The following is a 22,658-nucleotide window of genomic DNA, read 5'->3' as shown; positions in this document are numbered from 1 at the left end:
CGCCGCCGCGCACCTTCGGCCGGACGTCCCGCGGGACGTCCGGCCCTCGCGTCCCGGGCGGGCGCTCAGTCGGCGTCCTTGCCCATCGCGCTCAGGACCGCCTGGCGGGCCTGGTAGTAGTCGGTGTCGGAGACGTCCGGGTCGTCCTCCACCTCGTTCAGCCAGTCCTCCATCTCCTCGGGCTGCCACAGATCGAAGCCCTGGGGGATGGAGAGCGTCGTGGTGCTCGCCCGCAGCTCCTCCACCGCAGCGGCTTCCTGGACACCGCGAGTGCTCACCTCGGTCACCGCGCCACGTCCTTCCGGTTCATAGGGGAACGGACGGGCGACCTTGCCAGACACACCCCGGATATGTCCAAAACGGCCGCGCCCCGTCCGTCATGAGGCCAGGACGCTCACCCGCCCGGGCAGCGCGGCCGCGAAGACGTCGGCGACCTGCGCGAGGGCCTCGGCGGACCCGGGCGCGATGACGGTGCGGTCGCCGTCGGCAGTGATGTCCGTGTCGAGGGTGAACCAGCCGGGGACGATGTGCGCCGCGCCCATGGAGGTGAGGACCGGACGCAGCGCGTAGTCGAGGGCGAGGACGTGGGCGGTGCTGCCGCCGGTGGCGAGCGGGAGCACGGTCTTCCCGGCCAGGGCGTACTGCGGGAGCAGGTCGAGCAGGGTTTTGAGCAATCCGCTGTACGCGGCCTTGTAGACGGGGGTGCCGATCACGACCCCGTCCGCGCGGGCGAACCGCGCGGCGGCGTCGATGATCGCGGGATGGCCGAAGTCGGCGCGCAGCAGCGCTTCGGCGGGCAGGTCACGGACGGCGAGGGAGGTGACCTCGTGGCCGCCGGCGGCGAGCCGGGCGTCGACGTGGCGCAGGAGCCGGCCGGTGCGCGAGGTGGCGGAGGGGCTTCCGGAGACGGAGAGGACGACGGCCATGGGGAACCTTCCGGGTTCGGTGGAGCGGGGGCTGCGGCGGAGCCGGTCGGGCCCGCCTGTGCGGGCCGGCTCCCGGTCAGTGGGTCACGCGGGTACGGTCACCAGGCGCTGGCCCGGACGGTGACCAGCGGGGTCAGGTCGTTGCGCAGCGTTTCGAGGAAGGCGACGAGTTCCGCGGCCACGGAGCGGTGCTGCTGGTCGTTGAGGACGTCGTGGCGGGCGTCGTGCACGACGGCGAGCCGGGCCCGGGGCAGCGCCTTGGCCGTCCGGTCCAGTGCCTCGTGGTCGGCGAGCGGGTCGCGGTCGCCGACGAGCAGCAGGTGGGGAAGGTCGCGGGAGGAGGCGTAGGCCGCGTCGAGGAGCGTGGCCGGCACGGGCGCGCCGAGAGCGCCGCGCCGCACGTCCCGGTCCTCGGTGAGCGCGCCGCGATGGGTGGGGCACGTGGTACGCACGTCCAGTTCGGCGTCCCAGGTCGCGCCGGAGGCGACGGCCCCGGCCCCGGGGAGCCCGGCGAGGACGAGACCGTCGGGGCGGGGTGCCCCGCCGTCGTCCGGCCGCGCGAACAGCGCGGCGAGGGCGGCCGCGCCCGTGTCGGAGCCCACGAGGACGAGCGGGCGCGCCGTCCCGTCCTCGGGGTCCGCGCCGCGCACGGCCTCGGCGAGGCGTCCGGCGAACGCCTCCAGCGCCGCGTCGAGCGGGGCGCCGCCGGGCTCCGCGCCCGTACCCGGGGCCGCGTCGAACTCCGCCGCGTCGAGGACGCGGACCCGGTAGGCGTCGGCGGCGAGGCGCTTGCCGAGCCGGTCGTAGGTGGCCCGGGACTCGCCCCGGCCCGGCACCACGACGACAGTGCCGCGGGTGCGCGGGCCCGGGGCCGGGAGGTGGTCGGTGTGCTGCTGGGTCATGCGGCTTCTCCTGCGGGTGCGGCGGATGCGGATGGGCGGGCCGCGGGCGCGGTCGCGCGGCGGCTCACGCTCCGGCCGCCTGCGCGGTGTGGCGGTTGGCGGGGACCGGCAGCCCGAGGTTGCCGCGCAGCGTGTCGGCCTCGTAGGCGGTGCGGAACAGCTCGCGCTTCTGCAGGATCGGGACGACTCCGTCGACGAAGAGCTCCATCTCCTCCTCGGTGCGGAAGGCCAGGTTGATGCCGTCGAAGGTGCCGGCGTCGAACCACTCCTCGATGCGGTCGGCGACGGTCTCCGGCGCCCCGACGAACGGCGAGCGACGGAACTCGGCCAGCGACTGCGCTACTTGACGCAGCGTCAGTCGCTCGGTCCGCGCCCGCTCGATGAGCTTCGCGGCTCCGGTGCGGCCGCCCTTCTCGGCGAGATGGGCGACATCGGGGAAGGGCGCGTCCAGGTCGTGGACGCTGAAGTCGTAGGCGCCGAAGGACCGGCCGAGCAGTGCGAGGTGGCGGTCGAAGTCGTTGTCCTCCTCGAAGATCTCCCGTTCGCGGCGCCGGGCCGCCTCGTCGGTCGCGGCCACGACCGGACCACCGTGGAGGAAGATCTTGATGTGCTCGGGGTCACGGCCGTGGGCGGCGGTGCGCCGCTTGATGTCGGCGTAGTACTCCTGCGCCTGCGCCAGTGGACCGCCCGGCGCGTAGATACCCTCGGCGACCCGGGCGGCGAGGTCGCGGCCCTCCTCGGAGACGCCGGCCTGGAAGATCACCGGCCGGCCCTGCGGCGAGCGGGAGAGGTTCAGCGGTCCCGCGACCTTGAAGTGCTCCCCCACGTGGTCGAGGGCGTGCAGTTTGGCCGGGTCGAGGAAGACGCCGCGGTCGACGTCGGCGGGGAACGCGTCGTCCTCGTAGGAGTCCCACAGGCCGTGCGCGACCTGGACGAACTCCAGGGCGCGGCCGTAGCGGGTGGCGTAGTCGAGGTGCTCGTCGAGGCCGTAGTTCTTCGAAGTCCCGGTGTCGAAGCTGGTCACGACGTTCCAGCCGGCGCGGCCGCCGCTGATGTGGTCGAGGGAGGCGAAGCGGCGGGCGAGGTTGAAGGGCGAGTTGTAGGTGGAGCTGGCCGTGCCGACGAGGCCGATGTGCCGGGTGTGGGTGGCGACGGCGGACAGGAGGGTGAGGGGTTCGAGCCGGTTGAGGTAGTGCGCGGGGTAGGTGGCGTTGATGAACTGGCTGTCGACGATGAACAGGGCGTCGAACAGCGCGTGTTCGGCCGCCTGCGCCAGCCGTATGTAGTAGTTGATGTCGATGCTGGCGTTCTTGGCGACGCGGGGGTCCTTCCACAGGCCGTGCTGGCCGGGGCCGCCGACACCGTACGGGTGCAGCGCGAGGTGGATCTTCTTGCGGGGCATGGGCGTTCCTGTCTGTGAGCAGGTGTGCGGGGATCAGGTGTGCAGCAGGGCGCGCAGCGCGTCCCGTTCGGCGCGGTCGGCCGGGGTGCCGTGCAGCGTGGGGGCCGAGCGGAGCAGGAGGCGGGTGTAGGGGTGGCGGGGCGCGTCGACGAGGGTGCGGGCGGCGCCGGTCTCGACGAGTTCGCCGCGGTACAGGACGGCGATGCGGTCGGCGACTCCGGCGACGGAGCCGAGGTCGTGCGAGATGAGGACGAGTGCCGTGCCCTCGGCGCGCAGCTCTTTCAGGATCTCCAGGATCTGCACGCGGTTGGCGGAGTCGAGGGCGCTGACGGGCTCGTCGAGGAGGACGAGCCGGGGCTCGGTGACCAACGCCCTTGCCACGGCGACGCGTTGGCGCTGACCACCGGAGAGTTCACCCGGCAGCCGCCCGAGCAGGTCCTCGGTGAGGCGGACCCGGTCGAGGAAGCGCCGGACCCCGGCTGCGGCCTCGGAGCGGGTCACGCCCCGCACGAGCAGGGGTTCGCTCAGCGAGTCCGCGACGGTGAGGTCCGGGTCGAGGCTGCGCAGCGGGTCCTGGAAGACGTACTGGACGACCCCGCTCCTGCGCAGTTCGCGCCACTGCCGCCGGCCGTAGGAGGTGACGTCCGCTCCCGCGACGGTGACGGTGCCGCCCGTCGCCGGGACCAGGCCGAGGACGGTGCGGGCGAGGGTGGACTTGCCGGACCCGGTCTCACCGATGAGGCCGAGCGTCTCGCCCGGCGCGACGCTCAGCGAGACGCCGTGCAGCGCCTGGCGGCGCCGTCCGCGCGGCCCGTAGTGCACGTCGAGGCCGGTGATCCGCAGTACCGGGTTCGGGTCTGTCCCGCCCGCGCTCACGCGTCCTCCTTCGTCCGGAACCTGTCGAGGCCGTAGCTCTCGTGCTCGGCTACCAGCAGCCGGGTGTACGCGTGCCGCGGCGCGTGCAGGACGGTGCGGGTCGGCCCCTGTTCGACGACCTCGCCCTGGCGCATGACCAGCACCTCGTCGCAGAGCTGGGCGACGACCGCGAGGTCGTGGGAGACGACGACGAGCGCGAGTCCGTCCCCCTCGCGCAGGTCGGCGAGGAGGTCGAGGATCTCCGCCTGCACGGTGACGTCGAGCGCGGTCGTCGCCTCGTCGGCGATGAGGACGCGCGGCCGGGCGGCGATGGCGGCGGCGATGAGGACGCGTTGCAGCATGCCGCCGGAGAGTTCGTACGGGTACTGGCCGTGGACGAGTTGGGGGTCGCGCAGGTGGACCGCGCGCAGCAGCTCGACGGCGCGTTCGCGGGCCTCGCGACGGCCGAGTCCCCGCTTCACCCGCAGGACTTCGGCGAGTTGGGCGCCGACGCGGATCGAGGGGTTGAGGTAGGAGGCGGGGTCCTGGAAGACCGCGCTGATGGTGGTGCCCCGCAGCTCGGTCCACCGCGACGGCGTCAGGGTGGTGATGTCGGTGCCCGCGATCTCGACCGCGCCGCCGGTGATGTCGACGTGCGGGGGCAGGATGCCGAGGGCGGCGCGGCAGGTGAGGGTCTTGCCGCTGCCGGACTCGCCGACGATGCCGAGGCTCTTGCCCGGGGTCAGCTCGAAGCTCACGCCGTGCACGATCTCGCGGCCGCCGGCGAGGTCACTGATCCGCAGGTCGCGTACGGAGAGCACGGGCGGCGCCGGGTCGGCGGGCCGGGGCGCAGGCGCGGCGACCGGCTCCCTGAGGGTCTTCTGGGTCATCGGGCACCTCCGGCGGTGGCGGGTTCGGCCGGGTCCGGGCGGTGGGCGCGGGCCGCGCGGCGGTTGACGAGGGCGCGGCCCGCCTCTCCGGAGACGTCCCGGACGGCGTCGGCGAGCAGGTTGGCGGCCCAGACCGTCACCATGATCAGCAGAGCGGGGGCGACGGGTGCCCACGGCTGGTGGCTGAGGTAGGCGAGGTCGGAGGCGAGCAGTCCGCCCCAGGTCGGGGCGGGTGGCTGGACGCCGATGCCGAGGAAGGTGAGCGAGGAGACGATGACGAAGCCGACGCCGATGGTCTGCGCGAGGGCGACCGCGAGCGGCGGCAGCACCTTCGTCCCCACATGACGGCGGACGATCCAGCCGAGCGAGGCGCCGGAGATCAGCGCGGCTTCGACGTACGGGGAGCGGGCGACGGTGAGGGTCGCGGCGCGGGCCACCCGGTAGAACAGCGGGGCGACGAGGACGCCGGTGACGAGCATGGCCTGGGTGATGCCGTTGCCGAGCAGCGCGATCACGGCGACGGCGAAGAGCAGGAACGGCAGGGCGACGAGGGTGTCGGTCAGCCGCAGGGTGACCCACTCGAAGACGCGGCCGAGGTGGACCGAGAGGATGCCGGGGACCGCGCCCACGACCAGGGCGGTGACGGCGACTTCGAGGGAGCCGAGGACGCTGACGCGGGAGCCGTCGAGGAGACGGCTGAACGTGTCGCGGCCGAGGTGATCCGTGCCGAGCCAGTGTGCCGGCGAGGCGCCCGCCAGGGTGTGGGCGCTGGTGGCGAGCGGGTCCTGCGGGGCGAGCAGCGGGCCGAGGAGCGCGAGCAGGGCTATGACGGCGAGGAGGGTGACGGCGATCCGTCCGGAGGTCAGGCTGAGGACGCGGCGCACCATGGGTCACACTCCCCTCTGCGAGGCCGGTGTCACGCGGGCCAGGGCGAGGTTGACCAGCAGGTTGAAGGTGACGACCAGGACGATCGAGACGACGAGGACGCCCTGCACGGCGGGTACGTCGCCGGACTGGGCGGCGTCGTTGGCGAACCGTCCGAAGCCTTGCAGGCCGAAGATCCACTCGGTGACGACGGAGGCGCCGACGAGCGCGGGGAACTTCAGGCCGAGCGTGGCGAGGGTCGGGCCGAGGGCGTTGCGCAGGACGTGGCGGAAGAAGATCCGGCGGGGACCGAGGCCCCGCACGAGGGCGCCGGTCACGTAGTTCTCGCTGTACGCGGCGGTGAGGCTGGTGCGCAACTGCCGGGCCACGTCCGCGATGACGTCGAAGCTCAGGGCGAGCGCGGGCAGGGTGATGTGGGCGAGCCACGGCCCGACGCCCTGGGCCGCCGGCACGTACCCGGCCGACGGGAACAGGCCGAGCCCGACGGCGAAGACGGTGACCAGGACGATGCCGACGACGAACGCGGGCATCACCGAGAGCACAGTGACGAAGCCGGTGACGGCCCGGTCGATCCAGGTGGTGCGGCGCAGCGCGGCGAGCGTGCCGAGGGTGAAGCCGGTGACGACGCCGATGAGGAGGGCGAACGTCGCGATGGAGAGGCTGACGCCGAGACCGACGCCGATGAGGGTGGCGATGTCGGCGCCGTTGGTCCAGCTGGTTCCCAGGTCTCCGTGGAGGATGCCCTGGAACCAGTCCCCGTACTGGACGAGGAAGGGCCGGTCGAGCCCCCATTCGGCCTCGACGCGGGCGACGGCCTCGGGGGTCGCCTCCTCGCCCAGCTGGATGCGGGCCGGGCTGAGTCCGCTCAGCGAGCGCAGCGCGAAGGTGACGAAGGTCGCGACCAGGAAGACGGGGACGAAGAGGGCGAGGGACCGGCCGAGGGCGGCGAGCGCGCGGCCCGGGCCGCCGCGGGCGCGGGAGCGCGCTGCGGCCGTCACTTGGCGCCGCCGATGGTGACGCCGGTCCAGTCGATGTGGGCCGGGTTCGCGGGCAGCCGGGAGATGGTCCTGCTCTTGGCGATGAGGTTGGGCTGGGAGTAGGTGAAGACGAGCGCCTTGCTCTCCAGGCCGGCCCGGGTCGCCGCCTGGAGGGTGCGGGCGTACGCGGGTGAGTCGAGCGGCGTCCTGCGGACCTTGGCGACGGCGGCCTCGAAACCGTCGGGCTCGTAGGGCGAGCTGAGGTTGAGCGGGCCGTCCGGGCCGAAGTGGGCGGTGAGGGTCTGCGCGGCGGAGTCGCGGCCGGTCGTCGAGTACAGGGAGAAGGTGAGGTCCTTGGCGAAGAACGGCGTGGCCCAGTTCTTGTCGATCTTGATGTCGACGGTGATGCCGGCCTTCGCGAGCTGCGCTTGGACGATCTCGGCCTGCGGGTCCTCGGCGGGGATGACGAGCTTCAGTCTGAGGTCGCCCGGCTCGTAGCCCGCTTCGGCGAGCAGCTTCTTCGCCTTGCCCACGTCGTGGGGGTAGGCGTTCGCGGACCGCGGGTCGTAGGCGACGTACCCCTTCGGGAAGGGCTGGTCGGTCGTCTCGCCGTACCCGAACGTGAGCTTGTCGACGAACTCCTGGCGGTCGACCGCGTAGCGCACGGCGTCGACGACCTTGTCGTTGTCGAACGGCTTCTTGTTGATGTTCAGGCTGAGGTTGGAGGCGTTGAAGCCGGGCTGCACGAAGACGTCGAGGCCGGCCTTTTTCGCGGCGGACGCCTGACTCGGTTCGATGTCGGCGAAGTTGTAGACGCCGGTCTGCAGGCCGGAGATGACGGTGGCGGCGTCGGGCGCCGAGGTCAGTTCGACGGTGTCGATGTGGATGTGGTCGGCGTCCCAGTAGTCCGGGTTCTTCTTCAGGACCGCCTTCGTGCCGGGGACGATCCGGGTCACGGTGAAGGGCCCGGCGCCGACCGGGTTCTGGTCGAGCTTCGCCGGGGTCCTCGCGGCCTTGGGGCTGGCGATCTGCAGGACGCGCTGACCGAACAACTGCGGTATCTGGTAGTCGACTTGGGTGAGGTGGACCACCGCGTCGAGTCCCTTCGCGGCCACCGACCCGATCGAGGTCAGGTCGCCGAAGAGGGCGGAGTTCTTCTGCTTCTTGGCCCGCTCGACCGCGGCCTTCACGGCGGCGCCGTCCACCGGTTCGCCGTCGCTGAACTTCAGCCCGGGGCGCAGGTGGAAGGTGATCCGGTCGCCCTTGGCGTTGTACTCCCAGCTCCTGGCCAGGTCGGGCACCGCGTCACCCTTCTCGTCGGTGCGGGTCAACGAGGCGTAGACGAGGGAGAGTTCGCGGAACTGCGCGCCGCTGCCGCTGACGACGGGGTCCCAGTGCGTGGGGAAGTACGAGGAGGTCCATTTCAGGGCGGAGCCCGCGCTCGCGGAGGCGGCGTCGCCGCCGCACGCGCTCAGCGCCGGTACGAGGAGGGCGGCCAGGCCGGTCACGAGGCCTGCGGTGCGCAGCCGGGCGGCGGGGTGGGGAGGGCCTGCGGGGCGTCGGGGCGTGCGGCGTCCGGACATGGTTCTCTTTCGTCGAGGGCCCACGGCCGCCCGGGGCGGCGGGGAGCGGGGCGAGGGACGGCGCCCCCGCGACACGGGCCGGCACCCACCTCGTCCGCCCGGCGTGCGCGGGCGAGCGCGCAGGGTGGACGTGGGGGTGGGCGTCAGCGGGTCACGGGGCGGACCGGGGTTGCGGAGCGAGAAGCGGCGGCGCAAAGAAGAGGCGCGGCGAGGGGAGCGAGCAGCGCGAAGGCGGTGGACTCGGTCGGTCAGCGACAGAGGGCGCTACAGGTGCGCCGCAGATCCACGTAGCGGCACACCACACCGGGGTGCGTCGTGAGCATGGGGCACATCCTGGGCCGGTCGTCCGCCCCTGTCAATGGACACCTATTGGTGTCTCATTGGCCGGACGGGCCTGCACCGCTGGTCAACGGCGTGTCAGGGGGCGTCGGGCGCGTTCTGCGCGGAGGTGGGATACACCCGCGCCTCCTCCGCCAGCAGCCACAGCGGGCCGCCCGCGGTGTCGACGCGCACCGCGTCGGCGGGCGGCCACGGTCCGGTCGTCAGCGCCCGGCTCTCCGGCCCGGTGAGACTGCGGTGGTGCCGTAGCGCCCGCGGCGCGGGCAGCACCGGATCGACCCCGCTCAGCAGGCCGGGGCTCAGCTCCTCGACGGCCGCCGCGTACTCGTCGTAGGGACGCCAGCCGGGTACGACGCGCCGGCCGCCCGCCGTGCGGAACAGCACCGTCGGCAGCGCGTACCGCAGTTGGCCGTCCGCGTCCTCCTTGGCGGCGCCCGGGTGCGGCGAGCGGGAGTCGACGCGGAGCACCTCGGGGACCGGCCGGCGCGCTTCCGCGTGGTCGGCCCGGACCCGCGCGCGTACGGCGTCGGATGCCGCGTCGGCCCGCAGTCGCTCCGCGTCCAGCCCGGGCACGCCGGCCGCGACGCACAGGGCAGCGTCGAGCGTGTCGGCCGGGCTGCCCGTCACGAACATGGACTCCCGCAGGCGGCGCAGCACCCGGTCGGCGGCCCGGCTCCCCTGCGCCTCGGCCGCCGCGGCGACCAGGGACGCGGGCCAGGAACTCGCGGCGACCCGGGCCGGCCGGGCGGCGCGGGGCGCGCGCGTGTGGGCGCTGATCCGCTCGACGTACCGCGCGTACCAGGCGGTCTCCGCCGCCGGGTCCGGCGCGGGGTCCTCGCCCTCGTCGAACAGGACGGCGTAGGCCCGGCGCCAGCGGGCCCGTCCGTCGAGCGCCGCCCGCAGCCGGCGGAACGTGGGCTCCGACCCCCAGGCCCAGGGGCACAACGGGTCGGTGTACTCGACGACTTCGAGGCCCGGGCCGTCCGTCGCCGGAGGGCTCTGGGACGTCACGCGGCGCTCCGGTCCGCCCGCGGGGCCGGCGCTCCGGCGTGGGGCACCGGGACCCCGGCCGGCAGCAGCGAGGCGAGGGTGACCGCGCCCAGGACCGCCGCCGCCCCGGCCTCGATCCTGCGGTACACGTCGGGCAGGCCCGTGGCGGCGCCCGGGTAGCCGAGCCCGTCGAGCGGCGCGCCGCGCAGGGTGAGCAGATCGCCGTCGACGGCGCGCGCGATGTCGAGCAGGGAGATGTCCTCGGGGCGGCCGCCCAGCCAGTAACCGCCTTCGCAGCCGCGCTGACTGCGCACGAGTCCCGCCTTGCGCAACTCGCCGACCACGGACTTCAGGAAGCGGAACGGGATCTCCTGCGCGGAGGCGATGGCCTCGCAGGTCAGCGGGGCGTCGGGGGTGCGGGCGAGCTCGAGGAGGGCCCGCGTGGCGTAGTCCGCCTTCGCGGAGATATGCATGCGCCCATCATGCCTGAGCCGCGCGGCGCCTCCCAGCCCTCCCCCCGGCGCCCGTCTTCTGTTGCGGGAACATTGCCGCAGGTGAGGCGCAATGGACACCGCTTGACATCCTTTTCCGGCGGCCTCTAGCGTCCGGTCATGAGCGACGCGCCGACCACTCCCGGTGAAGGTTTCCACCCGCATCTGCCCGACGCGCCGGAGCACACGGCTCCCCTGCGGAGCCGCCTGCACCACATCCGCGCCGACGCCCTGGACGGCGACACCGCGCAGACGGGCGGCATGCGCCGGTTCGCCGCCGTCAGCGGGCGGACCGCCGGCTCGGAGAGGCTCTGGATGGGCCAGACCCACGTGGCCCCCGCGACCGCCTCCTCCGACCACCATCACGGCGCGTCCGAGACCGCCATCTACGTGGTCAGCGGGCACCCGGAGTTCGTCTTCGTCGAGGACACGGGCGAGGGGGAGCGGGAGGTCCGGCTGCGCACCGCGCCCGGGGACTACGTCTTCGTCCCGCCGTACGTGCCGCACCGCGAGGAGAACCCCGATCCGGCGGACGAGGCCGTGGTCGTCATCGCCCGCAGCACCCAGGAGGCGATCGTGGTCAACCTGCCGAAGCTGCACGCTCTCCCCGTCCAGGAGAGCTGAAACCTCCTCGGCCCCATCTTCCGCGTCCGTCACCCGTTCGGCCCCGCATCGGCGCTCCCGGCGGGCGCCCGGACGGTACCGGCTCAAGGCTCGCCTTACGGCTGGTACCGACGACGTAGTGAGGGTGGTGACGATGCGCACGAGAGCGCTGGCGTCCGAGTTCATCGGGACTCTGCTCCTGGTCTTCATCGCCGTAGGCACCGCGGTCCTGGGGGTCGAGTTCATCGGCACCCTCGGCATCGCGCTCGCCTTCGGCTTCGTCCTGCTGGCGCTGGCCTACGCGCTCGGACCGATCTCCGGGTGCCACGTCAACCCGGCGGTGACCCTGGGCATGCTGTGCGCCCGCCGGATCGACGTGCGCACCGCGGTCGGCTTCTGGGTCGCGCAGTTCGCGGGCGGCATCGCCGGCGCCGCGCTGCTCTTCCTGCTGGCCAAGCAGGTGCCTGGGTTCCACGCCAAGGGTGCCTTCGGCAGCAACGGCTACGGCGCGCGCTCCGCGGTGCACATCAACACCGGTGGCGCGTTCCTCGCCGAGGCCGTCCTCACCTTCCTGCTGGTGTTCGTGGTGCTCGCCGTGACGCACCGCGTCGCCGTCACCGGCTTCGACGGGCTGCCGATCGGTATCGCCCTCGCGGTGATCCACCTGGTCGGCATCCCGCTGACCGGCACGTCCGTCAACCCGGCGCGCAGCCTCGGCCCGGCCCTGTTCGCCGGCGGGCCCGCCCTGTCGCAGCTGTGGCTGTTCATCGTCGCCCCGCTGGTCGGCGGGGTCCTGGCCGCCCTCGCGCACCGGGTGACGCACCCGGTGGGCGAGGAGCGCACGATCGCCGACGAGGTCGCCGCCGCTCCGTGAGGACCGGCCGGCGCCCCGGCCACCCCGGTCAGCCGAGCAGCCCGGCGACCATCGCGGCGAACTCGTCCGGGGTGGCGAGCCGGACGCCCAGGGCCTCGGCCTTGGCGAGTTTGGCGCCCGCGCCCTCTCCCGCCACCAGCAGGCCGGTGTTCTTCGAGACGCTGCCGGAGGACTTCCCGCCGGCCCGCTCGACGAGTTCGTTCATCTGGTTGCGGGAGAGGTTTTCCAGGGGGCCGGTCATCGCGCCGGTGACCACGACCTTCAGCCCGGCCAGCGGTCCCGCCCCGCCCGCCGGGGCGCCCTGCGGCTCCGCGTCCCCGGCCGGGGCGGGCGGCGTCGCCCCCGGCTCGGTCATCGTCAGCCCCGCCGCCGCGAGCCGGTCGATCTGCGCGCCGAGATCGGCGAGTTCGGCGACGATGACCCGCGCCCTCTCCGCGCCGATCCCCTCGACCCGCTGCATCGCCTCGGCGTCCGCGGCCCGGATCAGCTCCATGGTGGCGAAGTGCCGGGCGATGCGGCGGGACATGGAGCGGCCGGTGCCCCGCACGCCGAGCGCACACAGCCCCCGGGACAGCGGCCGGCGCTTCGCCGCCTCCAGGGCGGCCAGCAGCTTGCCGGTGCTGGTCTCGCCCATCCGCTCCAGGCCGAGCAGCTGTTCGCGCGTCAGCCGGTCGAAGAGGTCGGGCAGGCTCTGCACGAGCCCGGCCTCGACGAGCTGGACGACGCGGGTGTGGCCGAGCCCCTCGATGTCGAGCTGGTCGCGGCCCGCCGCGTAGCTGACCGACGCGACCAGGTAGCAGTCGCGGCCCCGCTCGCACCGCCAGCGCTGCTCGCCGGTGTCGATGCCGGAGCCGCACTGCGGGCAGGTGGCGGGGAAGACGATCTCCCGCTCCTCGCCGGTCCGCAGGTGGGCGACGGGGGCCTCTATCCGCGGGATGATGTCCCCCGCCTTGTAGACCATGACGTGGTCGCCCAGGCGCAGGTCGCGGCGGGTGATGTCGGCGGGGTTGTGCAGGGTGGCGTAGGTGACGGTCGAGCCGTCGATCTCCACCGGTTCCAGGACCGCGCGGGGCGCGATGACGCCGGTGCGGCCCACGTTCCACTCCACGCCGACCAGTCTGGTGATCTTCTCGACGGCCGGGAGCTTGACGGCGACCGCCCAGCGCGGCGCCCGTGAGCCCGCTCCCGCGGCGCGCTGGTCGGCGGCGAGGTCGGCCTTGACGACGATCCCGTCGATGCCGAAGGGCAGTTCGGCCCGGAGCGCGGCGATCTCCCGCACCCGGGCGGCCACCTCCCCGACCGTGGGGACGACGAGACCGGCGACGCGCGTGCTCGCCGGGGTGTTGATGCCGTACCCGGCCGCGCGGTCGGTGAGCGCGCCGTGCGCGGCCTCGGCCAGGTCGGCGGCGAGCGCGTCCCCGGTGCCGGGCAGCGGGAGAAGTCCGTAGGCGAAGAACGTCATCCGCACCGTGTACGCCCGGTCCCTGGCGCGCAGCGTGCCCGCCGCGGCGTTGCGCGGATTGGCGAACGGCTCGCCGCCGTGCTCGGTGCGCACCTGGTTGGCGTCCTCGAACTGGGCGGTGGTCATCAGCACCTCGCCCCGCACCTCGACGGTGACCGGTTCGGACAGTTCGCCGGGCAGGCCCTCGATGGTGCCGATGGCGTGCGAGACGTCCTCACCCGCGCTCCCGTCGCCGCGAGTGACCAGGCGCGTGAGGCGCCCGTCCTGGTACCGGGCGGCTATCGCGAGGCCGTCGAGCTTGGGCTGCACGTTCCAGCGGACGACCTCGCGGCCGATGCGCCGCTCCAGGGAGGCCGCCCAGGCCGTGAACTCCTCCTCGGAGAAGACGTTGTCGAGGCTGAGCATCGGGACCGTGTGCGGCACGTCCCCCTCCACCGCGCCGCCCGCTACCTTCCCGGACGGCGAGTCGGGCAGGACCTGGTCCGGGTGGCCGGTCTCGTACGCGGTGATGGACCGCACGAGCCGGTCGTACGCGTCGTCGTCGAGCCGCGAGGTGCCGCCCTCGTAGTACGCGGCGGCCGCGGCCCACGCTTCCTCGACCGCCCGTGCGTAAGCAGCGGCGTCGGACAGCGCGGCGGGACCGGCAGAAGTCGTCGTCATGGCTTCCATCCTGCCGTCCACCACTGACAATCCGGCCGCGCCGGAAGACGCCCCCAGCCGGAGCACCGTCCTCCCCCTTGACCGTTTTGGTCCAGACCAATAACTTCGCCTGCGTGCATGCCCGTTGTCCGGCACCGCGCCTGACCGCCGCCTCACAGGAATGAGCCCGCCCATGCCCGCGAGCCCGCGCCGAAGACTTCTCACCCGGGCGGCCGTCGCCGTCAGCTCCCTGACCCTGCTCGGCGCCTTCGCGCCCGCCGCCGCGGCCCACGAGGGTGGCCACAACACCGTGCGGCGCGTCGGCTACTTCACCCAATGGGGCGTCTACGGACGCGACTTCCAGGTCCAGGACCTGAAGAAGAGCGGTGCGGCGGCCCGCCTGACCCACCTCAACTACGCGTTCGGCAACGCGAGCCCGGACGGCAGGTGCCTGATGGGCAACGTGCCGGGCGAGTCCGATCCATGGGCCGACTACCAGCGCCCGCTCGACGCGGAGAACTCCGTCGACGGCGTCGCGGACACCGACACCCAGGCCCTCGCGGGCAACTTCAACCAGCTGCGCGAACTCAAGGCCGAGAACCCCCGGCTGAAGGCGATGATCTCGCTCGGCGGCTGGTCCTGGTCCACCCACTTCTCGGACGCGGCCCGCACCCCCGCGTCCCGCAAGGCGTTCGTCGCCTCCTGCATCGACCTGTACATCAAGGGCAACCTCCCCCGGGACGGCGCCCGCGGCGGCCCGGGCGCGGCGGCCGGTGTCTTCGACGGCGTCGACATCGACTGGGAGTGGCCGGGCTCCGAGGGCGACACGGACACCGTGTACCGCCCCGAGGACAAGCGGAACTTCACGGCGCTCGTCGCCGAGTTCCGCAGGCAGCTCGACGCGTACGGCCGGACGCGGCACCGGCACTACGAACTCTCCGCGTTCGTGCCCACCGCGCCCGCGAAGATCGACGCGGGGTACGAGGTCCGCAAGGTGATGAAGGACTTCGACTTCGTCAACCTCCAGGGCTATGACTTCCACGTCAGCGGCGAGAAGAGCACCGCGCAGCAGTCCGCCCTGTACGCCCGGGACGACTTCAGCGTCGACGGCACGGTCGAGGCCTGGCTGCGCCGCGGCGCCCCCGCCCGCAAGCTCGTCGTCGGCATGCCCTTCTACGGGCAGGGCTGGACCGGGGTCACCGGCGGCGGCGACGGCCTCGGGCAGCCCGCGAGCGCACCCGCGCCCGCCCGGTGGGCCGACGGCTACGCGGACTACAAAGAGCTGAAGGCGTGGGCGGGTTCGGGCACGTACGAGCTGTACCGGGACCGGCGCGGCGGCCACGCCTGGCTGTTCGACGGCACGACCCTGTGGACCTACGACGATCCGCAGGTCCTGCGGCTGAAGTCGGCGTACGTGCGCGCGAAGGGGCTGGGCGGGGCGATGTTCTGGTCGCTGGACGGCGACACCCCGGACGGCGAGCTGGTGCGGACCGTGGACCGCGCGCTCGGCCACTGAGCGCCGCGTACGGGCGGCAGGGCGCTGTCTGGACGGCCCCGGCACGGCGGCGACACCGCCACATGGCGCAGGCCGACTGGCCGGCGGGGCGCGGGGCGCCGAGGGTGTTCGACAGCGCCCGCCCACGTCACCCGAGGCCCCCGTACAGAAGGTCCCGCACATATGGCCGAAGCCCCGTCCCGACGCGACGCGCGCTCCCGCCTGGAGTTGCAGGCGATCCACGCGCTGCTGGAGGAGCAGCGGCGGCGGATCCGGGCCTATGTGGAGCTCCAGCAGAGCTGCGCGCCGGTGCGCGCCCCGGCCCCGCCGCCGGTGCCGTCCGGTCCCTCGGGGCACGAGGTGCTCGACGCCCTGCCGCAGCCGGCCGTGCTGGTCCTTCCCCTCCTGAGCGAGGACGGGAGCGTCCGGGACGCCTTCTATGTCCGGCAGAACGCGGCGGCCCGCGCCTACGGCGCCAGCCGCCTGCCCGAGTCCGCGCTGCCGCTGTGGTCGGGCCCGACGGCGCTGTTCGAACAGTTCCCCGCGCTCGCCCGCACGGCCGTCCCCGCGATGCTGGCCCGCGCGCACCGCGAGCGCGCCCCGCAGGGCCCCGAGACGATCGAGTGGCTCGTCAGCACCGCCCGGTGCCCGGTACGGCTCAACGACGAGGTGCGGGTCGCCCCGTGCGGCGAGCACCTGCTCATCACCTGGCAGCCCGGCCACCGTCAGCGGATGACCGAAGCGGCGCAGCGCCTGGTGCGGACCTGCTGGGCGGAGTGGAACCTCGGTGACCTGCACGTCGAGCCGTCCCGCCGGTTCCACGAAGTGCTCGGCCTCCCCGGGGACACGCCGGCGCCGACGCTCTCCGACCTCGCGGCCGCGGTCACCCCCGGCACCCTGCCGCGGCTGTACCAGGCCCTGTACGACGTCATCCTGCGCAAGCGGAAGACCGAGTGCGAGGTGCGTCTGGAGGGCGCCGGGGAGCGGGTGTTCCGCATGGTCGCGGAACCGGTCCGCATCGCCCCGGGCAGCCTGGTGTGGGCGCTGCGGGCGGTGCTCATCGACGTCACCGCCGAGCGGCGGCGCCGCGACAGCGCGGAGTACGCGGCGCGCGAGGTCCACCGCCAGCTGGAGCGCGTCGAGGCCGTCACCGAGGTCGCCGACGTCCTGCGCCAGGCGGTCCTCCCCCAGTTCCAGGACGAACTCGGCTCGTACGGGCTCGACGCCGCCGCCGTCTACCGTCCCGACGCCCGCGAGGCGCGGATCGGCGGCGACTGGTACAAGGCCCGCAAGCTGCCCGACGGCCAGCCGCTGATCGCCCTGGGCGACGCGCGCGGCCACGGCCTGGAGGCGGCGACCCTGATGGCCAAGCTGCGCTACGCGCTGGCCGGGCTCGCCTATACCGAGCAGCCCGTGGAGCGGCTGACGCAGTGGCTCAACGAGGTGGCCTGCGCGGACGGCACCGAGTCGACCGCGACGGCGATCATCGCCCGCTACCAGCCCGGACAGGCCCGGCTGCGCTGGACGTGCGCCGGCCATCCGCGCCCCGTCCTGCTGCGCGACGGCCGCGCCACGCAGCTGCCGGACCCCGTCGACGGCCCCGGCCTGACCCTGGGCGTCCTGCCGGACACGACGTACACCGCCGCCACCACCGACCTCCGGGTCGGTGACATCGTGCTGATGTACTCGGACGGGCTGACCGAGCGCCGGGAGTGCGATCCCGACAAGGACACCCGGCGCTTCCTCGCCGCCGCGGAAGAGTGCCTGACCGAAGCGGTGCCGTCGGCCGGCCACGACGCGTTGCAGGACTACGCCGAGCGGCTCGTCGCCCGGCTGGACGGTCCGCACCGCGCGGACGACGCCACGCTGCTCGCCGTGCGCCGTATCGCGACGGGCTGACGGTCCGCCGGGCCGGATCCGGCGTGTCGTCAGTCCGCCGGTCCGCCGCTGCCGCTGGGTGCGCGGCTCAGGTCGACGACGCAGAAGATGTTGTCGTCGGGGTCGGCGAGGACGACGAAGTCCGGGTCGGGCGGATAGGAGTCCCAGGCGACCGTGCGTGCGCCGAGTCCGGTCAGCCGCTCGACCTCGGCCTGTTGCTCCGCGCTCGTCTCCGTGAAGAGGTCGAGGTGGAGACGGGGGCGCGCCTCGGCGGGCGACGCACTGACCATGAGGGCCAGGGCCCGGCCGGAGCCGTCGGCGTGGTCGAGGGTCCGCCAGGTGTCGCTCGCCCACTCCTCAGTGGCCACCAGGTCGAGCGCCCGGGTCCAGAACTCCACCGCGCGCGGCAGGTCCGTGACACCGATGACGGGATATCCGAGTCTCAGCATGCGCGGAGCCTAATCCGGCCGTGGGCCGCATCCCGGTCCATGGTCACCGCACGTCGGGCTGGGTGGAGTCCAGGGTGTCGTTGCGGGTCTCGTAGATGGCGGCCACCTGAACCAACTGTTCCTCCGTCAGGTCGGCGAGGAGGTCCTTGTCGGTCAGCAGCTCCTGCCGCTCGGCGAGGAGCCGGCCGAGCCGCTCCGCGTCGGGGGCGGCGGCGCGCCGGAGTTCCGCGATCCGGTCGGCGTAGTGCGCCAGCAGCCGGTCCAGCGCGTTCGCGGCACGTGCGGCGGGCGCCGGCAGAGCGGGCTCGGGAGCTTCGTCCGTGGAATTCTGCGGGGCTTCGTCCATGGGGTCCATCATCACCGGCCAGGGCGGCCCGCGACCGGGCCGCGGGCCCCGTGTCGGGCCCGCGGTCTCGCCGCGCCGCCGGACGCGCCCGCCGTGGTCATCCGGCGAGGGCCTTCTGCCGGGCCCGGCGGCGGTGCGCCTTGTGCAGCGGCGCCCGCTCGGTCTCCGAGGTGCCGCCCCAGACGCCCGTCGTCTGGCCCGTCTCCAAGGCCAGTTCCAGGCACTCCGCGATGACCGGGCACCGGTGGCACACCTTCTTCGCCTCGTGGACGTCCAGCAGGGCGGGACCGGTGCTGCCCACCGGGAAGAACAGCTCCGGGTCCTCCCCGACGCACGCTGCCCTCTCGAGCCACTCCATGGTCAACTTCCTCTCTGGTAGCGGAAGTAGCGCGGGTACCCACATCCCCGGACGTGACAACCGGCGGCGCCGGAAACCTTCGAAGTCCTGGCGGCGGGCCGGGCAGGGGCATGAGAACCCCCCGCGGGGGCATGAGGCACTGTCGGCACGGTGGCGGCGGCGGGAGGCGGAAGGTGCGGCGCGGTGGTCCTCTGTGGGCAGCCCTGGAGTTCGTGGTCTGGTGGGCCGTGCTCGGCGCCCTGTGGCTCGCGCTCATCATCTCGGTGGAGGGCCGCGCGCAGACGGCCGGGATCGGCTGCGCGGCGGCCGGGGCCCTCGCCGTGACGGCAACCCGGCGGGCCGTGGTCGCGCGGTGAACGCGCCCGCCTCGCCCGGAGCGTGCTCACGCTGCCACCGGTGACCGGGCAGGCCCGCGCCGGCACTGGCCCCGGAGCCGGCCGCGGCCTTCCGGCCTCACTGACTCGGGCCGACGCGGCCGTCCTCCTCGCTGAAGGTCACCTCGGCGCCCGCGACGATCTGCGCCCCCATGTTCCGGCGCATCATCTCCAGGGCGGCGTCGGCCAGCTCCGCGTGGATGTGCGCCACCCCGTCGCTGACCACGGTCACGTCGAGGTGCCGGATGTGGGCGTCCAGCGCCGAGTACAGCACGCACTGCTCGGTGACCTGGCCGCACAGGACCACCTGGTGGACACCGAGTTCCCACAGCAGATACGTCAGCGGCGTCTCGTAGAAGATGGAGTGCCTGGCCTTCAGGACGAAGAGCGCCTCGTCGTCGGGCTGGATCGGTTCCACCAGCTCCGCGTGCGGTCCCGCAAGCGCCGCGTCCACGAGCGCGCCCTGGTGGGAGCGCCACTGCCCGAAGTTGTCGTTCACGTAGATCACCGGGACCCCGGCGTCGCGCGCTTGCCGGATCAGCCCGGCCACGACCGGTACGGCCTTCTGGGCCGAGGGCAGGAGCTGGTCGGCGTCCGGATGGTCGTACGTGTTGATCATGTCGATGACGATCAGGGCGGACGGCTGCTGTTCCATGGTTCTTCTTTCCTTCGCCTGCGGGCCCTTACCAGGCTGCTCACACGTGAGGCTCTCCCGCCACACGGCCCCCGGTGCGGGCACGGCGTCCCGGGTACCCCGCGGGCGCCCGGGCGATACGTGCGGGCGCGCAGCACATGCGTCGCGCATCCGCCCAGGTCACGATGGGAGAGACCTGGAAGCAGGGTGAGTGCGGACCGTTTGTGTGGGAACGCGGGGAGGGTCGGGCTCCCGCCGATGTGGCGTCGGCGCGGGACCCGCCCGCAGCCGCATCCGCCCGATGACGCCCGCCGACACGGTTCTGGAGCATGAGATGACTACGGCAGACCGCGACGCCCCGGTACTGAGCGCCGACGAACTGCGCGAGGTGGACGCGCACTGGCGCGCGGCCAACTTCCTGGCCGTCGGCCAGATCTACCTGCTGGCCAACCCCTTGCTGCGCGAGCCGCTGCGCCCGGAACACGTGAAGCCGCGCCTGCTCGGGCACTGGGGCACCTCCCCCGGCCTGAACCTCGTCCACACCCACCTGAACCGGGTGATCAAGAAGCGGGAGCTGGAGGCCCTGTGCATCTGGGGCCCCGGCCACGGCGGCCCGGCGGTCCTCGCCAACGCCTGGCTGGAGGGCAGCTACAGCGAGATCTACCCGGACGTGAGCCGCGACGAGCGGGGTATGACCCGGCTGTTCAAACAGTTCTCGTTCCCCGGTGGCGTGCCGAGCCACGTGGCGCCCGAGGTGCCGGGCTCCATCCACGAGGGCGGCGAGCTGGGCTACTCCCTGGCCCATGCCTACGGCGCGGCCTTCGACCACCCGGACCTCCTGGTCGCCTGCGTCGTCGGTGACGGCGAGGCGGAGACGGGTCCGCTCGCCGCGTCCTGGCACTCGGGCCGCTTCCTGGACCCGGTGCACGACGGCGCCGTCCTGCCGATCCTGCACCTGAACGGCTACAAGATCGCCAACCCGACCGTGCTCGCCCGGATGCCGCGCGACGAACTCGACTCCCTCCTGCGCGGCTACGGCCACCTCCCGCTCTACGTGGAGGGCGACGACCCGGCCCAGGTGCACCAGGACCTGGCCCGGGCCCTGGACGAGGCGCTCGACCTCATCACCGACCACCAGCGGGCGGCCAGGACCGGCGAGGCGACCGCGCCCGTGCGCTGGCCCATGATCGTGCTGCGTACCCCGAAGGGCTGGACCGGTCCCGAGGAGGTGGACGGGGTGCCGGTGGAGAACACCTGGCGCGCCCACCAGGTCCCCCTGCCGGAGGTCCGGGAGAACCCCGAGCACCTCGCCCAGCTGGAGCGGTGGTTGCGCTCGTACCGGCCCGAGGAGCTGTTCGACGCCGAGGGCCGCCCCGCCGAACCGGTGCTGGCCTGCGTGCCGGACGGCGACCGGCGACTGGGCTCCACGCCGTACGCCAACGGTGGAGTGCGCCTGCGGGCCCTGCCGCTGCCTCCGCTGGAGGACTTCGCCGTCGCGGCCGACAAGCCCGGCGCCACCGCGCACTCCCCCACCGGGCTCCTCGGCACGTACCTCGAACGGCTCATGACTGACACGGCACGGGAGCGCAACTTCCGGCTCGTCGGTCCGGACGAGACCGCCTCCAACCGGCTCCAGGCGGTCTACGGAGCCACCGGCAAGGCCTGGCAGGAAGGTCTCCTCCCCGTCGACGAGGACCTCGACCGGCACGGCCGGGTCATGGAAGTGCTCTCCGAGCATCTGTGCCAGGGCTGGCTGGAGGGGTACCTGCTCACCGGCCGGCACGGTCTCTTCTCCTGCTACGAAGCCTTCGTCCACATTGTCGACTCGATGGTCAACCAGCACATCAAGTGGCTGAAGACCGCCGGTGAGCTGCCCTGGCGCGCCCCGGTGGCCTCGCTCAACTACCTGCTCAGCTCGCACGTGTGGCGCCAGGACCACAACGGCTTCTCGCACCAGGACCCCGGCTTCATCGACCATGTGCTCAACAAGAGCCCGCACATCGTCCGGGTCTTCCTGCCGCCCGACGCCAACACGCTGCTGACCGTGGCCGACAACGCGCTGCGCAGCCGCGACCACGTGAACGTCATCGTCGCGGGCAAGAACCCGGGCCCCGACTGGCTCTCGCTCGACGAGGCCCGCGCCCACTGCGCGCGCGGCGCCGGCGTCTGGGACTGGGCGGGCACGGAGAACGGCGAGGGACCCGACGTGGTGCTCGCCTGCGCCGGTGACGTGCCCACGCAGGAGATCCTCGCCGCGGCGGCGCTGCTCCGCCGGTACCTGCCCGAACTGGCCGTACGGGTCGTGAACGTCGTCGACATGACCACGCTCCTGCCCGACGGGGAGCACCCCAACGGCATGCGCGACGCCGAGTACGAAGGCCTGTTCACCGCGGACAAGCCGGTCATCTTCGGCTACCACGGCTACCCCTGGCTCATCCACCGCCTCACCTACAAGCGGGCCGGCCACGACAATCTCCACGTCCGCGGCTACAAGGAGTCCGGCACCACGACCACGCCGTTCGACATGGTCGTGCGCAACGACCTCGACCGGTTCCGGCTGGTCATGGACGTCATCGACCGCGTCCCCGGACTCGCGGTGCGGGCCGCCGCCACCCGGCAGCGGATGGCCGACGCCCGGACCCGCCACCACCGCTGGATCCGTGAGCACGGCACGGACATGCCCGAGATCGTGGAGTGGCAGTGGCCGGCATAGACGACAACGGCCGCACCGCTCCCCGGCGCGGCCGTTCGGAGACGGTCGAGGAGAAGGCCGATCGGCAGTGGGTGGAACTCATACAGGAGCTGCGCGTCGCCCTGACCGGCGTGCAGATCCTCTTCGGGTTCCTGCTCACCGTCGTGTTCACGCCGCGGTTCACGGAGCTGTCCGACACCAACCGCGTCATCTATATCGTCACGGTCCTCCTCGGCTCGGCGGCGACGGGCGCCCTGATCGGGCCGGTCGCCATCCACCGGCAGGTCTCGGGACGGCGCATCAAGCCGCAGGCGGTGCTCTGGGCCTCCCGGCTCACCTTCGTGGGCCTGGTCCTGCTGCTGGCCACGCTGACCTCGGCGCTGCTCCTGATCCTGCGCGTGGCGACGCGCGACCCGCTGGCGCCGGTCCTCGTCGCGGCCGTCCTCGCCTGGTACCTGTTGTGCTGGTTCGTCCTGCCGTTCTGGGCCCGCCGGCACCAGTCCGAGGAGACACCGACGGCGCCCGACGAGAGCTACCACCCCGACGGGAACGACAGGAGAGACGACCGCGGCGACGGGCCCGAGGCGCCGCACTGACCGTGCCCCACGGACCAC

General features: G+C 73.3%; 23 protein-coding genes. 7 read left to right on the top strand and 16 right to left on the bottom strand.

Annotated elements, in window-relative coordinates; translation table 11 throughout:
- Positions 1 to 65: 65 nt before the first annotated feature.
- The 11 genes from ABZY33_RS15800 to ABZY33_RS15750 form a co-directional block, all read right to left on the bottom strand.
- On the bottom strand, positions 66 to 287 hold the full coding sequence (locus tag ABZY33_RS15800) for a hypothetical protein (protein WP_356492130.1): 222 nt from the start codon (positions 285 to 287) through the stop codon (positions 66 to 68).
- 90 nt (positions 288 to 377) lie between these two features.
- Positions 378 to 926: an NADPH-dependent FMN reductase gene (gene ssuE, locus ABZY33_RS15795; protein ID WP_356492129.1), complete on the bottom strand. Its 549-nt coding sequence runs from the start codon at positions 924 to 926 to the stop codon at positions 378 to 380.
- A 98-nt stretch (positions 927 to 1,024) separates the two neighbouring features.
- On the bottom strand, positions 1,025 to 1,828 hold the full coding sequence (locus ABZY33_RS15790) for an alpha/beta hydrolase (RefSeq protein ID WP_356492128.1): 804 nt from the start codon (positions 1,826 to 1,828) through the stop codon (positions 1,025 to 1,027).
- Positions 1,829 to 1,892: 64 nt separating this feature from the next.
- The gene (locus ABZY33_RS15785; protein ID WP_356492127.1) at positions 1,893 to 3,230 is read right to left on the bottom strand and encodes an LLM class flavin-dependent oxidoreductase; all 1,338 of its coding nucleotides are present in this window, start codon (positions 3,228 to 3,230) and stop codon (positions 1,893 to 1,895) included.
- 33 nt (positions 3,231 to 3,263) lie between these two features.
- Positions 3,264 to 4,106 (bottom strand): ABC transporter ATP-binding protein, encoded by an 843-nt coding sequence (locus tag ABZY33_RS15780; RefSeq protein WP_356492126.1) that lies wholly within the window; start codon positions 4,104 to 4,106, stop codon positions 3,264 to 3,266.
- Positions 4,103 to 4,975 (bottom strand): ABC transporter ATP-binding protein, encoded by an 873-nt coding sequence (locus ABZY33_RS15775; RefSeq protein WP_356492125.1) that lies wholly within the window; start codon positions 4,973 to 4,975, stop codon positions 4,103 to 4,105. Before ABZY33_RS15775 ends, ABZY33_RS15780 begins: the two co-directional genes overlap by 4 nt.
- Positions 4,972 to 5,862 carry an ABC transporter permease gene (locus ABZY33_RS15770; protein ID WP_356492124.1) on the bottom strand — a complete coding sequence of 297 codons (891 nt, stop codon included), beginning with the start codon at positions 5,860 to 5,862 and terminating at the stop codon, positions 4,972 to 4,974. Before ABZY33_RS15770 ends, ABZY33_RS15775 begins: the two co-directional genes overlap by 4 nt.
- Before the next feature lie 3 nt (positions 5,863 to 5,865).
- Positions 5,866 to 6,858 carry an ABC transporter permease gene (locus ABZY33_RS15765; RefSeq protein ID WP_356492123.1) on the bottom strand — a complete coding sequence of 331 codons (993 nt, stop codon included), beginning with the start codon at positions 6,856 to 6,858 and terminating at the stop codon, positions 5,866 to 5,868.
- Entirely contained in the window at positions 6,855 to 8,420 is a 1,566-nt protein-coding gene (locus ABZY33_RS15760) for an ABC transporter substrate-binding protein (RefSeq protein WP_356492122.1), read from the bottom strand. The genes ABZY33_RS15765 and ABZY33_RS15760 overlap by 4 nt, the downstream gene beginning before the upstream one ends.
- Before the next feature lie 417 nt (positions 8,421 to 8,837).
- On the bottom strand, positions 8,838 to 9,770 hold the full coding sequence (locus tag ABZY33_RS15755) for a DsbA family protein (protein ID WP_356492121.1): 933 nt from the start codon (positions 9,768 to 9,770) through the stop codon (positions 8,838 to 8,840).
- Positions 9,767 to 10,222 (bottom strand): Rrf2 family transcriptional regulator, encoded by a 456-nt coding sequence (locus ABZY33_RS15750; protein ID WP_356492120.1) that lies wholly within the window; start codon positions 10,220 to 10,222, stop codon positions 9,767 to 9,769. The genes ABZY33_RS15755 and ABZY33_RS15750 overlap by 4 nt, the downstream gene beginning before the upstream one ends.
- A 138-nt stretch (positions 10,223 to 10,360) precedes the next feature.
- On the opposite strand from ABZY33_RS15750, the gene ABZY33_RS15745 reads away from it, so the two are divergent.
- Both ABZY33_RS15745 and ABZY33_RS15740 read left to right on the top strand, forming a co-directional pair.
- Complete coding sequence (locus tag ABZY33_RS15745; protein ID WP_356492119.1) at positions 10,361 to 10,864, top strand: cupin domain-containing protein; 504 nt, start codon at positions 10,361 to 10,363, stop codon at positions 10,862 to 10,864.
- A 133-nt stretch (positions 10,865 to 10,997) separates the two neighbouring features.
- Positions 10,998 to 11,717, top strand: coding sequence for an MIP family channel protein (locus tag ABZY33_RS15740; RefSeq protein WP_356492118.1), 720 nt, complete (start codon positions 10,998 to 11,000; stop codon positions 11,715 to 11,717).
- Positions 11,718 to 11,745: 28 nt separating this feature from the next.
- Here the strand turns inward: ABZY33_RS15740 and ligA are convergent, their stop codons facing one another.
- Positions 11,746 to 13,839 (bottom strand): NAD-dependent DNA ligase LigA, encoded by a 2,094-nt coding sequence (ligA, locus tag ABZY33_RS15735; RefSeq protein ID WP_356492117.1) that lies wholly within the window; start codon positions 13,837 to 13,839, stop codon positions 11,746 to 11,748.
- 172 nt (positions 13,840 to 14,011) lie between these two features.
- Here ligA and ABZY33_RS15730 point away from each other — a divergent pair, with 172 nt between their 5' ends.
- Entirely contained in the window at positions 14,012 to 15,334 is a 1,323-nt protein-coding gene (locus ABZY33_RS15730) for a glycoside hydrolase family 18 protein (protein ID WP_356492116.1), read from the top strand.
- 162 nt (positions 15,335 to 15,496) lie between these two features.
- Positions 15,497 to 17,212 (top strand): PP2C family protein-serine/threonine phosphatase, encoded by a 1,716-nt coding sequence (locus tag ABZY33_RS15725; RefSeq protein WP_356492115.1) that lies wholly within the window; start codon positions 15,497 to 15,499, stop codon positions 17,210 to 17,212.
- 29 nt (positions 17,213 to 17,241) lie between these two features.
- On the opposite strand, the gene ABZY33_RS15720 is transcribed toward ABZY33_RS15725, so the two are convergent.
- From ABZY33_RS15720 to ABZY33_RS15710, 3 genes are all read right to left on the bottom strand, one after another.
- A complete protein-coding gene (locus ABZY33_RS15720) occupies positions 17,242 to 17,640 on the bottom strand; it encodes a VOC family protein (protein ID WP_356492114.1) in 399 nt (132 codons plus the stop codon).
- A 43-nt stretch (positions 17,641 to 17,683) separates the two neighbouring features.
- On the bottom strand, positions 17,684 to 17,986 hold the full coding sequence (locus ABZY33_RS15715) for a hypothetical protein (RefSeq protein ID WP_356492113.1): 303 nt from the start codon (positions 17,984 to 17,986) through the stop codon (positions 17,684 to 17,686).
- 97 nt (positions 17,987 to 18,083) lie between these two features.
- Positions 18,084 to 18,344, bottom strand: a complete 261-nt coding sequence (locus tag ABZY33_RS15710; RefSeq protein ID WP_356492112.1) for a WhiB family transcriptional regulator — start codon at positions 18,342 to 18,344, stop codon at positions 18,084 to 18,086.
- 173 nt (positions 18,345 to 18,517) lie between these two features.
- On the opposite strand from ABZY33_RS15710, the gene ABZY33_RS15705 reads away from it, so the two are divergent.
- The gene (locus ABZY33_RS15705; RefSeq protein ID WP_356492111.1) at positions 18,518 to 18,700 is read left to right on the top strand and encodes a hypothetical protein; all 183 of its coding nucleotides are present in this window, start codon (positions 18,518 to 18,520) and stop codon (positions 18,698 to 18,700) included.
- Positions 18,701 to 18,797: 97 nt separating this feature from the next.
- Here the strand turns inward: ABZY33_RS15705 and ABZY33_RS15700 are convergent, their stop codons facing one another.
- Positions 18,798 to 19,373 carry an isochorismatase family cysteine hydrolase gene (locus tag ABZY33_RS15700; RefSeq protein ID WP_356492110.1) on the bottom strand — a complete coding sequence of 192 codons (576 nt, stop codon included), beginning with the start codon at positions 19,371 to 19,373 and terminating at the stop codon, positions 18,798 to 18,800.
- A gap of 313 nt (positions 19,374 to 19,686) precedes the next feature.
- Here ABZY33_RS15700 and ABZY33_RS15695 point away from each other — a divergent pair, with 313 nt between their 5' ends.
- Positions 19,687 to 22,065, top strand: a complete 2,379-nt coding sequence (locus ABZY33_RS15695; RefSeq protein WP_356492109.1) for a phosphoketolase family protein — start codon at positions 19,687 to 19,689, stop codon at positions 22,063 to 22,065.
- Complete coding sequence (locus tag ABZY33_RS15690; protein ID WP_356492108.1) at positions 22,053 to 22,640, top strand: DUF6328 family protein; 588 nt, start codon at positions 22,053 to 22,055, stop codon at positions 22,638 to 22,640. The genes ABZY33_RS15695 and ABZY33_RS15690 overlap by 13 nt, the downstream gene beginning before the upstream one ends.
- Positions 22,641 to 22,658: the final 18 nt, after the last annotated feature.

Source organism: Streptomyces sp. NPDC006552, assembly GCF_040611655.1.
Classification (GTDB): domain Bacteria; phylum Actinomycetota; class Actinomycetes; order Streptomycetales; family Streptomycetaceae; genus Streptomyces.
This window is presented reverse-complemented; position numbering and strand designations above follow the sequence as displayed.